This is a genomic window from Geodermatophilus sp. SYSU D00742 (assembly GCF_054049935.1).
This window is the reverse complement of the sequence record NZ_JBJGYJ010000029.1, coordinates 47,200-60,969: the sequence shown is the minus strand read 5'-3', so window position 1 is coordinate 60,969 and position 13,770 is coordinate 47,200. Positions and strand designations below refer to the sequence as shown.

The window sequence follows — 13,770 nt, the reverse complement described above, 5'->3', positions numbered from 1 at the left end:
CGGCCGGCCGGCCGCGACCCGTTCCGTCCGTTCCGGCGGGGCACGGGGCGCTCAGCTCCGCGCGTGGTCCCGGAACCCGCGACCGGTCTTCCGGCCGAGGTAGCCCGCGGTGACCAGGTGCTCCAGCAGCGGCGCCGGGGCGAAGCCGGGCTCGCGGAACTCGACGTAGAGCTCCCGCTCGATGGCCAGGGCGACGTCCAGGCCCACGACGTCCAGCAGCTCGAAGGGGCCCATCGGGTAGCCGCAGCCGACCTTCATCGCCGCGTCGATGTCGTCGGCGGTCGCGTAGTGCGCCTCGAGCATCTTCACCGCGTCGTTGAGGTACGGGAACAGCAGCGCGTTGACGATGAAGCCCGCGCGATCGGTGCAGGAGACCGGGTGCTTGCCCACCTGCAGCGACACCGCGTGCGCCGTGGCGGCGACGTCCGGCGCCGTGGCGATCGTGGAGACGACCTCCACCAGCTTCATCACCTGCGCCGGGTTGAAGAAGTGCAGGCCGACGACGTCGGCCGGGCGGCCGCTGGCCTGGGCGCACTCGATGACCGGCAGGCTGGAGGTGGTGGTGGCCAGCACCGCCCCCGGCTTGCAGATCTCACCGAGGTTGGCGAACAGCGCCTGCTTGACGCCGAGGTGCTCGACCACGGCCTCGATGACCAGGTCGACGTCGGCGAGGTCGTCCAGCGAGCTGCTGCCGGTGATCCGCCCGAGCGTCTCGTCACGGGCCGCCTCGTCCAGGCGGCCCCGGACGACCTGCTTGTCCAACGACCGGGTCAGCGCGGCCTGCACGGCCTCGACCTTGTCGAGGGTCCGGGCGACGAAGGTCACCTCGTAGCCGGCCCTGGCCACGACCTCGATGATGCCGGTCGCCATGGTGCCCGAGCCGACGACGCCGACCCTGCGCACCGGCCGGGCGCCCTCGGTGGCGGCCCCGCCGGCCGGCGTGAGCGCGTCGGGCACGACCTCGGCGGAGTCCCGACCGGCGTAGGTGTAGAAACCGCGGCCGGACTTCCGGCCCAGCAGACCCGCGGTCATCATCTGCTTGATGACCGGGCTGGGCGCGTGCAGCCGGTTGCGCGACTGCTTGTACATCGTGTCGAGGATCTCGTAGGCGGTGTCGATGCCGATGAGGTCCATCAGCGCCAGCGGGCCCATCGGCAGGCCGCACCCCAGGCGCATGGCCGCGTCGATGTCCTCCCGGCTGGCGTAGCGGTTCTCGAACATGGACACCGCGTGGTTGAGGTAGCCGAACAGCAGCGCGTTGGCGATGAAGCCGGCCTTGTCGCCGATGGTCACGTCGACCTTGCCCAGCCGGGCGGCCAGCGCCTCGACGTCCTCCACCACCGACGGCTCGGTGACGACGGTGCGCACCACCTCGACCAGCTTCATGACCGGCGCCGGGTTGAAGAAGTGCATGCCGATGACCTTGCTCGGCCGGCCGGTCGCCACGGAGATCTCGGTGACCGACAGGCTGGAGGTGTTGGTCGCCAGGATGGTGTCCGGCGGGCAGATCTTGTCCAGCTTGCCGAAGATCTCGCACTTGAGCTCCATGCGCTCCGGCACGGCCTCGACGACCAGCTCCGCGTGCGCGAGGTCCTCCAGCGAGGTTCCGAACCGGATGCGCTCGAGGATCGCGTCGCGGTCGGCCGGGTCGAGCTTGCCGCGTTGCACGGCGCGCCCGGTGGAGTGCTCCAGGTGTTCCCGTCCCCGGGCCACCGCAGCGTCGTCGACGTCCACGGCGGTCACCGCCAGCCCCGCGCGGGCGAGCACCTCGGCGATCCCGGCACCCATGGTGCCCAGGCCCACGACCCCGACCTCGTTCAGTTCCCTGGCCACGCTGCCATCCCCTCCGCCGTCCGGTGATCGCAGGCAGTCTCCCACCCGGCCCCTCCGCACCCCGTCCCGTCCGGGGCCCGGCCCCGAGCTCGCGGAGGCCGGGGTCCGCCCACGGCGGGGAGGACGGGGCCGCCCCGGAGCACCGTCGTCAGAAGAGTCGCTCGGAGGGGTCGTCGGTGCCCTTCAGGACGGCGTAGTCGACGGTGAGGCAGTCGATGCCCCGGTCGCCGGCGAGGACCCGCGCCTGCGGCTTGATCTCCTGGGCGGCGAACACCCCGCGGACCGGCGCGAGCAGCGGGTCGCGGTTGAGCAGCTCCAGGTAGCGGGTCAGCTGCTCGACGCCGTCGATCTCGCCCCGCCGCTTGACCTCGACGGCGACGGTCGCCCCGTCGGCGTCCCGGCACAGCAGGTCCACCGGGCCGATCGCCGTGGGGTACTCACGGCGGACCAGTGACCACCCGGCCCCGAAGGTCTCCACGTGCAGGGCGAGCAGCCGCTGCAGCTCCGCCTCCACCCCGTCCTTCTGCAGGCCGGGGTCGACGCCGAGCTCGTGGGAGGAGTCGTGCTCGACGGACTCGATCGTGATGATCAGCTGCTCGCCGGCCTTGTTGGTGACCGTCCAGGTGCCCTGGCCGTCGACCAGCTCGTCCTTGAGGGAGCACGGCGGGCTCATCCAGTTGAGCGGCTTGTAGGCGCGGTCGTCGGCGTGGACCGACACCGAGCCGTCGGACTTCACCAGCAGCAGGCGGGGCGCCATCGGCAGGTGGGCGGTGAGCCGCCCGATGTAGTCGACCGAGCAGCGGGCGATGACCAGGCGCACGGGGACCGACGGTACCGAACCGGCAACAACCGGACGCCGGACCGGGGCGGGCCGCCCCGGGCGCGGCATCCTGGCGGGCGTGACCAGAGCCCTGCGCCCCGCTGCCCTGGCCCTCCTCCTCCTGCTGTGCGCGTGCGCCCAGCGCGGGGGCGACGCCGGTACCCCACGGACGCCGGCTCCGAGCGACCCGAGCCGTCCGGTGCTGCTGATCGAGCATGTCGGGGGGTTCGTGACGCCGGAGATGCTGGCCGGGCGGCTGCCGCTGGTCGCCGTCTACCCCGACGGGCGGGTCATCGCCCAGGGCCCGGTGCCGGCGGTCTACCCGGGCCCGGCGCTGCCGAACCTGCAGGTCTGGCAGCTGGACGCCGACGGCGTCCGGACCGTGGTCGACCGGGCCGTCGCCGCCGGGGTCCCCGAGACCGGCGACCTCGGCAGCCCGCCGGTCGCCGACGCGCCGGCGACCCGGTTCACGCTGACCACCGAGGAGGGCACGTCGGTCCGCGAGGTGCAGGCCCTCTTCGAGCTCCCCGACGACGGCGGCCTCACCCCGGAGCAGCGCGCCGTCCGCGGGGAGATGCTCGGCCTCATCGACGTCCTGAGCGCGCCGGACACCCTGGGTGCCGCCGGTCCGGAGTCCTACCGCCCGTCGGCGGTCGCCGCGGTGGTCACGCAGTACACGGCGGCGCCGGAGCCCGAGCTCGTCCAGCCGGAGTCCCCGTGGCCCGGTCCGGAGCTGCCCGGGGAGTGGCTGGAGGAGCGGCTGGGCCTGTCCTGCGTCGTCGCCCGCGGCGCGGAGGCCGACGCCGTCCTCGACGCCGCGGGCCGCGCCAACGCGCTCACGCCGTGGCTGGCCGCCGACGGCAGCCGCTGGTCGCTGACGCTGCGCCCGCTGCTGCCGCACGAGACCGGCTGCGCCGACCTCCAGCAGCGCTGAACGCCACCGGCCCGGCCCTCCGTCGGGAGGGCCGGGCCGGTGGCGGCCCCGTCCCGGCTCCCACCCCGAGCCTGCGGAGGATGGGGAGGACGGGGTCCTTGTTCACACGGTGACCGGCTCGCGCAGGTCGGCGTCCACGCCACCGCGCTCGTCGACGCGGGCCAGCGGGTCGATCGTGGACGTCGACCGGTAGCGCTCCACGTCAAGGATGCCCTCGCGCTTGGCGACGATCGTGGGCACGAGCGCCTGACCGGCCACGTTCACCGCGGTGCGGCCCATGTCGAGGATCGGGTCGATCGCCAGCAGCAGGCCGACGCCGGCCAGCGGCAGGCCGAGCGTGGACAGCGTCAGCGTCAGCATGACGACGGCGCCGGTGACCCCCGCCGTGGCCGCCGAGCCGATGACCGAGACCAGCGCGATGAGCAGGTAGTCGGTGACCGACAGGTCCACGCCGAAGAACTGCGCGACGAAGATCGCCGCCAGCGCCGGGTAGATCGCCGCGCAGCCGTCCATCTTCGTGGTCGCCCCCAGCGGGACGGCGAAGGAGGCGTAGGACCGCGGGACGCCGAGGTTCTGCTCGGTCACCCGCTCGGTGACCGGCAGGGTGCCGATCGAGGAGCGCGAGACGAAGGCCAGCTGGATGGCCGGCCAGGCGCCGGCGAAGTACCGCGACGCCGGGAGGCCGTGCAGCCGCAGCAGCACCGGGTAGACGACGAACAGCACGAGCGCGAGACCGGCGTAGACCGCACCGGCGAAGACGCCCAGCGAGCCCAGGGACTCCCAGCCGTAGCTGGCCACCGCGTTGCCGATCAGGCCGACCGTGCCCAGCGGGGCGAGCAGGATGACCCACCACAGCACCTTCTGCACGATCGCCAGCGCGGAGCGGACGAGGCCGAGGAAGGGCTCGGCGGGCTCCCCCACCTTGAGCGCGGCGACGCCGACGGCGGCCGCGATCACGATCAGCTGCAGGACGTTGAACGAGAGGCTGCCGTCCGCCGAGCCCTGCAGGCCGAGGACGTTGCCGGGCACGAGCCCGGTGAGGAAGTCGAACCAGGAGCCGGTGCTCTCGGGCGCGGCCTGGGCGGCGGCGTCGACGGAGCTGTTGCGGCCCGGCTCGGTGAGCAGGCCGAGGCCGATGCCGATGCCGACGGCGATCAGCGCCGTGACGGCGAACCACAGCAGGGTCTGGCCGGCCAGTCGGGCGGCGTTGGACACCTGCTTGAGGTTGGCGATGCTGACGATGACCGCGGTGACGACCAGCGGCGGGACCAGCGCCTTGAGCAGCGTCACGAAGGTGCTGCCGACGGTCTGCAGGGTGCTGGTCAGCCAGTTGGGGGTGCCGTCGGCGACGGGACCCATGTCGCGGGCGACCAGCCCGAGGGCGGCGCCCAGCACGAGGGCGAGGAGGACCTGTGCCGCGAAGGGGACGCGGCGGAGACGAGCGAGCACGGGAGGGTGCCTTCCGGGGACGGCGGGTGAGGGGCGGACCGGGCGCTGGCGGAGCGCTCAGCGGTCGGCGGTCACGCGCCCGAAGTCGACGGTGCGGCGCCGCGTCAGGCCCCACAGGTTCTGCACGGCAGGGTCAATGCGTCCCGCTGCCGGACCCATCCCCGGTGTGGGCGGTCTCACCCGGGTGGCCCCTGCCCGGTGCCGCCGCGGGCCGGCGAGTGGCGGGGCAGGGGGCCCGCGTCAGTCCGGCCAGACGGGCCGGCGCTTCTCCAGGAACGAGGTCATGCCCTCGACGGCGCCGGGCAGCTGGCTGGCCGAGGCCATGACCTCCACGGCGGTGGCGTAGGCGTCCCGCTCGGGACGGTCGAGCTGGGCGTACATCGTCTGCTTGCCCCAGGCCTTGCTCGCCCGCGACCCCCGGGTGGCACGCTCCATGAGGTCGGCGACGGCGCCGTCGAGCTCGGCGTCGGGCACCACCCGGTTGACCAGCCCCCAGTCCAGCGCGGTGGCGGCGTCGATGACGTCGCCGGTGAGCGCCAGCTCCATCGCCCGCTTGCGCCCCACGTTGCGGGCGATCGCGACCATGGGCGTGTGGCAGAACCAGCCGCCCTTGCCGCCGGGGGCGGCGAAGCCGGCCGACTCCGCGGCGACGGCGAGGTCGCAGGAGGCGACCAGCTGGCAGCCGGCCGCGGTGGCCAGGGCGTGCACGCGGGCGAGCACCACCTGTGGCACGCCCTGGATGGTCTGCATGAGCTCGGTGCACAGCTGCAACAGGCTGCGCACCTCGGTCACCGGCCGGCCGGCGACGTCGGCGAAGTCGTGGCCGGCGCTGAACACCGGCCCCTCGGCGGCCAGGACGATCCCGGCCGCGTCGCTCTCCCCCGCCTCGGTCACGGCGGCCAGCAGCTGGCCGAGGTGCTCGCGGGAGAGCGCGTTGCGCTTGGCCGGCCGGCACATCGTGATGGTGACGACGTCGCCGTCGCGGGCGACCCGGGGCGCACCCTCAGCACTCATGGGCCGACGCTAGCGGACCACGACGGGTTCGGCGTCGGCGTACAACCGTCCGCGGCCGCGCGCCTTGGCCCCGTACATGGCGAGGTCCGCCGCCTGCAGGACGTCCTCGAACGTCGACCCCGGCCCGGCCACGGCCAGCCCGATGCTGACCGAGACGCGCACGCTGCGCCGTCCGACGTCGACCTCGTCGACGAGGGCGGCCGTGAGGCGCTCGCCCACCGCCGCCGCCGTCATCCGGTCCAGGCCGGGCAGCACGGCGGCGAACTCGTCCCCGCCGAGCCGGCCGACCACCGCGTCGGGCACGTCCTCGAGGTGGTCGCGCAGCCGCTCGGCGAGCCGGACGAGCAGCTGGTCCCCCACCGCGTGCCCGCCGCGGTCGTTGACCTCCTTGAAGCGGTCGACGTCGACGAACAGCACCGCACCGCCACCGGCGAGCGCCGCGCGGCCGGCGTCGAGGAGGTGGGCGCGGTTGGCCAGCCCGGTGAGGGGGTCCTGCCGGGCGACGCGGGTCATGGCGCGGCGCCACCCGTCGGCGTCCGTGGCCACGGTGGTCAGCCGGTCGACGGTCTCGGTCAGCAGCGACTGCTGCGCGGTGTCCGCGTCCTCGGTGAGTTCCCGGACCGCGGCGGCGAGCAGGCGGGCGTCCCACCGGTGGGCTCGGACCTGGCGGCGCAGGGACAGGACGCTGCGCACGAGGCGGACCTGGACCTGCAGGACGTCGAGGTCCGCGCCGGAGAAGGTGCGGACGTCGCCGTCGAAGACGCCGAGCGAGCCGAGGACGTAGCCGTCCCCGTCGATCAGCGGGACGCCGAGGTAGGAGCGGACCACCCCGGCCGCCACCGCCGGGTTCTCGGCGAACACCGGGTGCGCGAGTGCGTCGGACACCTCCAGCGGCTCACCCCGGGCCACCACGTGGGCGCAGAAGGACAGCTCGTCGGGGACGTGGGAGAACGGTGCGCCGACGCCGATCTCGGCGGCAAAGCACTGCAGGTCGGGCCCGACGAGGTTGATGACCGCGACGGGCGCGTCCAGGGCCCGGGCCATGTACGCCACGACCGCGTCGAGGTCGGCGTCCCCGGCGTGGCCGCTCAGGCGGTAGCTGGCGAGGGCGGCCAGCCGGGCGGGCTCGGCGACGGCGGGGCGAGGGCTCTGCACGCGCGGCACCGTAGCGGCTGTCGGTGACGATCCACGCACGCATCGGTACGGGGAGTCCTGCCACGGGTGCGGATCGACGGCGTGGCGGGTCCCTCGGCATGATCACGGCATGGATCCCGTGCGCTTCGGACTGGTGGGGTACGGCTTCGGCGGCCGGTTCTTCCACGCGCCCCTGCTCGCCGCCGCCCCCGAGTGCGACCTGCTGGGCGTCGTCACCACCGCGCCCGAGCGGCGCGCGCAGGTGACCGCCGAGCACCCCGGCCGGCAGACCTTCGCCTCCCTCGAGGAGCTGGCCGAGGCCGGTGCCGAGGCGGTGGCGATCTCGACCCCCGCCGACACCCACACCGCGCTGACCGACCAGGCGCTGCGGCTGGGCCTGGCCGTGGTCTGCGACAAGCCGTTCGCGCTCGACGCGGCAGCCGCCCGCGGATCGGTGCAGCTGGCCGAGGAGCGGGGCCTGCCCCTGGCGCCGTACCAGAACCGCCGCTGGGACTCCGACTTCCGCACCGTCCGCGCCCTCGTCGACGCCGGCCGGCTGGGCACCGTCACCCGCTTCGAGTCGCGGTTCGAGCGGTTCACCCCCGAACCGGGTCCACCCGCCGCGGGCGGCGGCACGCTGCTGGACTTCGGCAGCCACCTGGTGGACCAGGCGCTGGTGCTGCTCGGCCCGGCCCGGAGCGTCTACGCCGAGTGGCGGGTGCGGGAGTCGGGCCTGGACGACGACGTCTTCGTCGCCCTCACCCACGCCGGGGGCGCCCGCTCGCACCTGTGGGGCAGCTGGAGCCAGGCCGCGCCCGGCGACCGCTTCCGGGTCAGCGGCACCGAGGGCGCCTACGTCGTCGGCGGCCCGATGGACGGGCAGGAGGCGCTGCTGCTGGCCGGGGAGAGCCCGGCGGTCCTCGGGGATCGCTGGGGTGCCGAGCCGGAGGAGCGGTGGGGCCAGCTCCGCCGCGGGGACGACGGCGAGACGGTGCCCACCGAGCGGGGGCGCTGGGACACCTTCTACCCCGCGTTCGCCGCCGCGGTCCGCGGGCAGGGCCCGGTCCCGGCCGACCCCCGGGACGCCGTCACCACGGCGACCGTGCTCGACGCCGCCCGCCGCAGCGCGACCGAGGGCGTCGTCGTCGACCTGTAGCCGCGGGAGGGGCTCGGTCGGCGTGACACCGACGCCGCCGTCACGCCGGCTCGGGGACCCGCTCGTCCAGGCCGTTGGCCGCCCGGACCACGTCCACGATCTGGCCCATGATGTCGGTCAGCCCGAAGTCCTTGGGCGTGAAGACCCGCGCGACGCCCTGCTCGCGCAGCCGGCGGGCGTCGCTGTCGGGCACGATCCCGCCGACCACCACGGGGACGTCGTCCAGGCCGGCCTCGCGCAGGCCACGCAGCACGGCGGGCACCACCTGCAGGTGCGAGCCGGACAGCACCGACAGCCCGACGACGTGCACGTCCTCCTCGACCGCCGCGGACACGATCTGCGCCGGGGTCAGCCGGATGCCCTGGTAGACGACCTCGAAGCCGGCGTCGCGGGCGCGGACGGCGATCTGCTCGGCCCCGTTGGAGTGCCCGTCCAGCCCCGGCTTGCCGACCAGGAAGCGCAGCCGCCCGCCCAGCTCCGCACCCGTCGCGCGGACCCGCTCGCGGACGTCGGCCAGCGTCGTGTCCGCCTCCCCGCCGGACGCCGCGGCCACGCCCGTGGGCGCCCGGTACTCGCCGAACACCTCACGGAGCACCCCGGCCCACTCCCCCGTCGTCACCCCGGCGCGGGCGCAGTCGAGGGTCGCGGCCATGAGGTTGACGTCGCTGCCGGCGGCCGCCCGCAGCGCGTCGAGGGCGCGGCGCACCGGCTCCGGGTCGCGGGCCGCCCGCCACTCCCGCACCGACGCGCAGGCCGCCGCCTCCACCGCCGGGTCGACGGTCTGGATCGCGGTGTCGAGGTCGGCCAGCAGCGGGTTGGGCTCGGTGCCCTCGAACCGGTTGACCCCGACGACGACGTCCTCACCGTTCTCGATCCGCCGCCGCCGCTCGGCCAGCGAGGCCACCAGCCGGCCCTTCATGTAGCCGGACTCCACCGCCGCGACCGCGCCGCCCATCTCCTCGACGCGGGCCATCTCCGCCCGCGCCCCCTCGACGAGGTCGGCGACCTTGCGGTCGACGACGACAGAGCCGGTGAACAGGTCCTCGTACTCCAGCAGGTCGGTCTCGTAGGCCAGCACCTGCTGCAGCCGCAGGGACCACTGCTGGTCCCAGGGGCGCGGCAGGCCCAGCGCCTCGTTCCAGGCCGGCAGCTGGACGGCGCGGGCGCGGGCGTCGCGGGAGAGGGTCACCGCGAGCATCTCCAGCACGATCCGCTGGACGTTGTTCTCCGGTTGCGCCTCGGTGAGGCCCAGCGAGTTGACCTGCACGCCGTAGCGGAAGCGGCGGTGCCGGGGGTCCTCCACGCCGTAGCGCTCCCGCGTCAGCTCGTCCCAGAGCTGGGTGAAGGCGCGCATCTTGCACATCTCCTCGACGAACCGCACGCCCGCGTTGACGAAGAAGGAGATCCGCGCGACCACCTGGCCGAAGCGGTCCGGCGGCACCTGACCGGAGTCGCGCACCGAGTCGAGGACGGCGATGGCGGTGCTCATCGCGTAGGCGATCTCCTGCACCGGCGTCGCCCCCGCCTCCTGCAGGTGGTAGCTGCAGATGTTGACCGGGTTCCACCGCGGCATCGCCGAGACGGTGTAGGCCACCATGTCGGTGGTCAGCCGCATGCTCGGCCCCGGGGGGAACACGTAGGTCCCCCGCGACAGGTACTCCTTGATGATGTCGTTCTGCGTCGTCCCGGCCAGCTCGGCGACGTCGTGGCCGTGCTCCTCGGCGACCGACTGGTAGAGCGCGAGCAGCCACATCGCCGTGGCGTTGATCGTCATCGACGTGTTCATCTCGTCCAGCGGGATGCCGTCGAACAGCGCCCGCATGTCGCCGATGTGCGTGACGGGGACGCCGACCTTGCCGACCTCACCGACCGCCAGCTCGTCGTCGGGGTCGTACCCCGTCTGCGTGGGCAGGTCGAACGCCACCGACAGACCGGTCTGCCCCTTGGCCAGGTTGCGCCGGTACAGGGCGTTGGACTCGACCGGCGAGGAGTGGCCGGCGTAGGTGCGCATGACCCACGGACGGTCGCGCTCCTCCGGCGTGTGCGGGAACGGCATGCCAGCGGAGTGTAAGCGGGTTACCCATGAGTAGGAACGCCCCCTCCGGAGCCCCCGGTGGCACACTCACAGGGGCTCGTGAGGAGGGCAACGATGGCTCCGGTGGCCGGTCTCGAGTACCTCGTCGGCCCGGTGGTCGTGTTCGCGGTCCTGGCCGGGCTGGCGCTCTTCCTGCGCTGGGCGTTCGGCTCCGACGACCGGGGCCGTCCGCCCTCGGACGACGGCCTGCTCACCCGGGTGGCCACGATGTCCTCGCGCGAGGCCGCGCTGGCGCTGCGGGCGGTGCTCTCCGACGCCGACATCCGCTCGACGATCCGCTTCCCGGGCCCCCACCGGGCCGAGGTGCTGGTCTTCCCCGAGGACGCCGAGCGGGCCCGCCGGCTGGCGAGCTCGTTCCCCGCCGGCTGAGCGCCACCGGAGCCGCACGCTCGCGCGGGCCCCTGCAGCGCGGCCGTCAGTCGGGTCGCTGCACCCGCTCGATCTGCACGCCGAGCCCGCGCAGCTGCTCGACGAAGTCGGGGTAGCCGCGGTCGACGTGGTGCACGTCCTGCACCTCGGTGACGCCGTCGGAGACCAGTCCGGCCAGCACGAGCCCGGCGCCGGCCCGGATGTCGGTGGCCAGGACCGGCGCGCTGGACAGCCGCTCCCGGCCACGGACGACGGCGTGGTGCCCGTCGATGCGCACCGAGGCGCCCAGCCGGACCAGCTCGTTGACGAACATGAACCGGCCCTCGAAGACGTTCTCGGTGATCAGCGCGGTGCCGGTGGAGACCGACGCGAGCGCGACGGCCATCGGCTGCAGGTCGGTCGGGAACCCCGGGTAGGGCAGCGTGACGACGTCGACGCACCGGGGCCGCCCGTCCATCGCCACCCGCAGCCCGTCCTCCAGCGGCTCCACGTGCGCACCCGCGTCGGTCAGCTTGGCCAGGGCCACGGTGAGGTGGTCGGCCACGGCCCGCTCGATGACGACGTCGCCACGGGTCATGACCGCGCCGATCGCCCAGGTCCCGGCGACGATCCGGTCGGGCACGGTGGTGTAGGTGACCGGCTTGAGCGTGGTCACGCCCTCGACGGTGATGGTGGAGGTGCCGGCGCCGTCGATGACCGCGCCCATCCCCGTGAGCATCGCGCACAGGTCGGCGATCTCCGGCTCGCGGGCGGCGTTGTCGATCACCGTGGTGCCCTCCGCGAGCACCGCGGCCATCACCAGGTTCTCCGTCGCCCCCACCGAGGGGAAGTCCAGCCAGATGCTCGTGCCGCTGAGCCGTGGGGCGGTGGCGACGAGGAAGCCGTGCTCGCTCTCGATGGTGGCACCGAGCCGCTCCAGGCCGGAGATGTGCATGTCCAGCCCGCGGGAGCCGATCGCGTCGCCCCCGGGGAGCGCGACCCGGGCCGACCCGCACCGGGCGACCAGCGGGCCGAGCACGCTGATCGAGGCACGCATCTTGCGCACCAGGTCGTAGTCGGTCTCGGTGGCCGGGTCCTCCGGCACGTCGACGACGACCCGGCCGCCGCCCCCGCCGTTCGCGTACCGGTCGTACGTGACGTCGCAGCCGAGGCGGCGGAGCACCTCGCTCATGATCGACACGTCGAGGATGTCGGGGACCTCCTCGATGGTGGTCCGCCCGGACGCCAGCAGCGCGGCGGCCATGAGCTTGAGGGCACTGTTCTTCGCGCCCGTCACCCGCACCCGCCCGCGCAGCGCCGTGCCGCCGGTGACCTCGAAGCACTCCACCGGACCACCCTACGGCGGCGCGGGCCGGCTCCGGCGGCAGCGCCTAGGCTCGGCAGCCATGACCGTCCGGCTGACCCGCATCTACACGAAGACCGGTGACGCCGGGCAGACCCACCTCGGTGACATGAGCCGGGTCGCGAAGACCGACGCGCGGCTCGTCGCCTACGCCGACGTCGACGAGGCCAACAGCGTGCTCGGCGTCGCTCTGGCGCTCGGCTCACCTCCGCCCGAGCTCGCCGAGCTGCTGCGCAGCGTGCAGAACGACCTCTTCGACGTCGGCGCCGACCTCTCCACGCCGATGAGCCCGGACCCGGAGTTCCCCCCGTTGCGGATCACCGCCGCGTACACCGAGCGGCTCGAGGCGGCCTGCGACACCCACAACGAGACGCTGCCGAAACTGGCCAGCTTCATCCTCCCCGGCGGCACGCCCCTGGCGGCACTGCTGCACCAGGCGCGGGTGGTCACCCGGCGCGCGGAGCGCAGCGTGTGGGCGCTGCTGGCCGCCGACGCCGACCGCACCAACGCCGAGACCGCGCGCTACCTCAACCGGCTGTCGGACCTGCTGTTCATCCTGGCGCGGGTGGCCAACCCCGGTGGTGACGTGCTGTGGGAGCCCGGCGCGCACAGCGGGGTGCACGCACAGCGCGCGGCCCGCGGGGACTGAGCGCGGCCCCTGCGGCCTCCCCCCGCGGCAGGCCTGGCGCCGGGCCCCACCCCGGGACTGCGAGGGGGGCCGGCGGCGCCCCTCACCGGACGGGGGGTGCGGACTCCACCCAGGAGAGGAAGCCGGTCACGGTCGAGGGGTCCATCGCCAGCTCCCGGCGTCCCTCGGCGGTGACGCAGGAGAGGACGACGACGTCCGGCGGCAGGGCGACGTCGTCCGGGCCGGCGCCGCGGCGTGCCTCGACCCGGAACTCGGCGCGGCACAGCCGTTGCTGCGGCCGCACGGACAGCGACAGCGCCCGGTACCAGAGCAACGCGTCGCCGCCGTACCAGGCGACGCCCACCGACCAGCGCGACGAACCGCCCGGCCGCAGCCACATGGTGACCGCGCCGAGCCCGGAGAGCAGGAACCGTCGCCGCAGCAGGAAGACGACCACCACGAGGACGACGAGCACGCCGGCCAGGACGAGCAGTGCGGTGGTCATCCGGCCGGCGGGCACATCGGTGGTCGGGTCAGCCGGGCGTCAGGCCTCGTGACCGGCGGCCAGGAGCCGCGACTGGGCGCGTCGGGCAGCGGCCACGGCGTCCGGGTCGTCCCCGCCCTCCTCGGCCCGGCGCAGCGCCTCACGAGCGCGCTCGACGTCGATCTCGGAGGAGATCTCCGCGGTCTCGGCGAGGATCGACACGCCCCGCTGGGTGACCGAGAGGAAGCCGCCGTGCGCGGCCACGACCATGTCCTCGCCCTCGGTCGTCCGGATGCGGACGACGCCCCCGGGCGCCAGCTCACCGAGCAGCGGCGCGTGGCCGGGCAGCACACCCAGCTCGCCCTCCGTGGTGCGCGCGATGACCATGCTGGCCTCGCCGGACCAGATCATCCGCTCGACGGCCACCAACTCGACCTGCAGGGTCGCCACGACACTCCTCGGGGTCCACCGCCGGGCGGTGCGGGGTCGCCTCGTCCGGCTGGACGCGGCGA

13 protein-coding genes are annotated in these 13,770 nt (G+C 74.3%); 4 read left to right on the top strand and 9 right to left on the bottom strand.

Going from position 1 to position 13,770, the window contains the following annotated elements; genetic code table 11:
* Positions 1-51 precede the first annotated feature (51 nt).
* Positions 52-1,833: a 3-hydroxyacyl-CoA dehydrogenase family protein gene (locus ACI78V_RS17845; RefSeq protein ID WP_456853137.1), complete on the bottom strand. Its 1,782-nt coding sequence runs from the start codon at positions 1,831-1,833 to the stop codon at positions 52-54.
* Between the two features lie 148 nt (positions 1,834-1,981).
* Positions 1,982-2,653 (bottom strand): endonuclease NucS, encoded by a 672-nt coding sequence (gene nucS, locus ACI78V_RS17840; RefSeq protein ID WP_456853135.1) that lies wholly within the window; start codon positions 2,651-2,653, stop codon positions 1,982-1,984.
* A gap of 79 nt (positions 2,654-2,732) precedes the next feature.
* On the opposite strand from nucS, the gene ACI78V_RS17835 reads away from it, so the two are divergent.
* Positions 2,733-3,587, top strand: a complete 855-nt coding sequence (locus tag ACI78V_RS17835) for a hypothetical protein (protein ID WP_456853133.1) — start codon at positions 2,733-2,735, stop codon at positions 3,585-3,587.
* A gap of 102 nt (positions 3,588-3,689) precedes the next feature.
* Here the strand turns inward: ACI78V_RS17835 and ACI78V_RS17830 are convergent, their stop codons facing one another.
* From ACI78V_RS17830 to ACI78V_RS17820, 3 genes are all read right to left on the bottom strand, one after another.
* Positions 3,690-5,036: a dicarboxylate/amino acid:cation symporter gene (locus tag ACI78V_RS17830; protein WP_456853132.1), complete on the bottom strand. Its 1,347-nt coding sequence runs from the start codon at positions 5,034-5,036 to the stop codon at positions 3,690-3,692.
* 240 nt (positions 5,037-5,276) lie between these two features.
* Positions 5,277-6,050, bottom strand: a complete 774-nt coding sequence (locus tag ACI78V_RS17825) for an enoyl-CoA hydratase-related protein (protein WP_456853130.1) — start codon at positions 6,048-6,050, stop codon at positions 5,277-5,279.
* A 9-nt stretch (positions 6,051-6,059) separates the two neighbouring features.
* On the bottom strand, positions 6,060-7,205 hold the full coding sequence (locus ACI78V_RS17820) for a diguanylate cyclase domain-containing protein (protein WP_456853128.1): 1,146 nt from the start codon (positions 7,203-7,205) through the stop codon (positions 6,060-6,062).
* 109 nt (positions 7,206-7,314) lie between these two features.
* Here ACI78V_RS17820 and ACI78V_RS17815 point away from each other — a divergent pair, with 109 nt between their 5' ends.
* Positions 7,315-8,340 carry a Gfo/Idh/MocA family protein gene (locus ACI78V_RS17815; RefSeq protein WP_456853126.1) on the top strand — a complete coding sequence of 342 codons (1,026 nt, stop codon included), beginning with the start codon at positions 7,315-7,317 and terminating at the stop codon, positions 8,338-8,340.
* Between the two features lie 40 nt (positions 8,341-8,380).
* On the opposite strand, the gene ACI78V_RS17810 is transcribed toward ACI78V_RS17815, so the two are convergent.
* Entirely contained in the window at positions 8,381-10,396 is a 2,016-nt protein-coding gene (locus ACI78V_RS17810) for a protein meaA (RefSeq protein WP_456853124.1), read from the bottom strand.
* A 93-nt stretch (positions 10,397-10,489) separates the two neighbouring features.
* Here ACI78V_RS17810 and ACI78V_RS17805 point away from each other — a divergent pair, with 93 nt between their 5' ends.
* A complete protein-coding gene (locus ACI78V_RS17805) occupies positions 10,490-10,804 on the top strand; it encodes a hypothetical protein (RefSeq protein WP_456853123.1) in 315 nt (104 codons plus the stop codon).
* Positions 10,805-10,850: 46 nt separating this feature from the next.
* Here the strand turns inward: ACI78V_RS17805 and murA are convergent, their stop codons facing one another.
* Positions 10,851-12,131, bottom strand: a complete 1,281-nt coding sequence (gene murA / locus ACI78V_RS17800) for a UDP-N-acetylglucosamine 1-carboxyvinyltransferase (protein WP_456853121.1) — start codon at positions 12,129-12,131, stop codon at positions 10,851-10,853.
* Between the two features lie 58 nt (positions 12,132-12,189).
* Between murA and ACI78V_RS17795 the strand changes: the two genes are divergently transcribed.
* A complete protein-coding gene (locus tag ACI78V_RS17795) occupies positions 12,190-12,795 on the top strand; it encodes a cob(I)yrinic acid a,c-diamide adenosyltransferase (protein WP_456853119.1) in 606 nt (201 codons plus the stop codon).
* Positions 12,796-12,877: 82 nt separating this feature from the next.
* Here the strand turns inward: ACI78V_RS17795 and ACI78V_RS17790 are convergent, their stop codons facing one another.
* Complete coding sequence (locus ACI78V_RS17790) at positions 12,878-13,279, bottom strand: DUF2550 domain-containing protein (RefSeq protein WP_456853117.1); 402 nt, start codon at positions 13,277-13,279, stop codon at positions 12,878-12,880.
* 39 nt (positions 13,280-13,318) lie between these two features.
* Positions 13,319-13,708: a F0F1 ATP synthase subunit epsilon gene (locus tag ACI78V_RS17785; RefSeq protein ID WP_456853115.1), complete on the bottom strand. Its 390-nt coding sequence runs from the start codon at positions 13,706-13,708 to the stop codon at positions 13,319-13,321.
* Between the last annotated feature and the right edge of the window lie 62 nt (positions 13,709-13,770).

Excerpts from the sequence above, each read along its gene's own strand:
- ACI78V_RS17825 (WP_456853130.1), bottom strand. The coding sequence starts at position 6,050 with ATGAGTGCTGAGGGTGCGCCCCGGGTCGCCCGCGACGGCGACGTCGTC.
- ACI78V_RS17815 (WP_456853126.1), top strand. The coding sequence starts at position 7,315 with ATGGATCCCGTGCGCTTCGGACTGGTGGGGTACGGCTTCGGCGGCCGG.
- ACI78V_RS17810 (WP_456853124.1), bottom strand. The coding sequence starts at position 10,396 with ATGCCGTTCCCGCACACGCCGGAGGAGCGCGACCGTCCGTGGGTCATG.
- ACI78V_RS17795 (WP_456853119.1), top strand. The coding sequence starts at position 12,190 with ATGACCGTCCGGCTGACCCGCATCTACACGAAGACCGGTGACGCCGGG.
- ACI78V_RS17790 (WP_456853117.1), bottom strand. The coding sequence starts at position 13,279 with ATGACCACCGCACTGCTCGTCCTGGCCGGCGTGCTCGTCGTCCTCGTG.
- ACI78V_RS17805 (WP_456853123.1), top strand. The coding sequence starts at position 10,490 with ATGGCTCCGGTGGCCGGTCTCGAGTACCTCGTCGGCCCGGTGGTCGTG.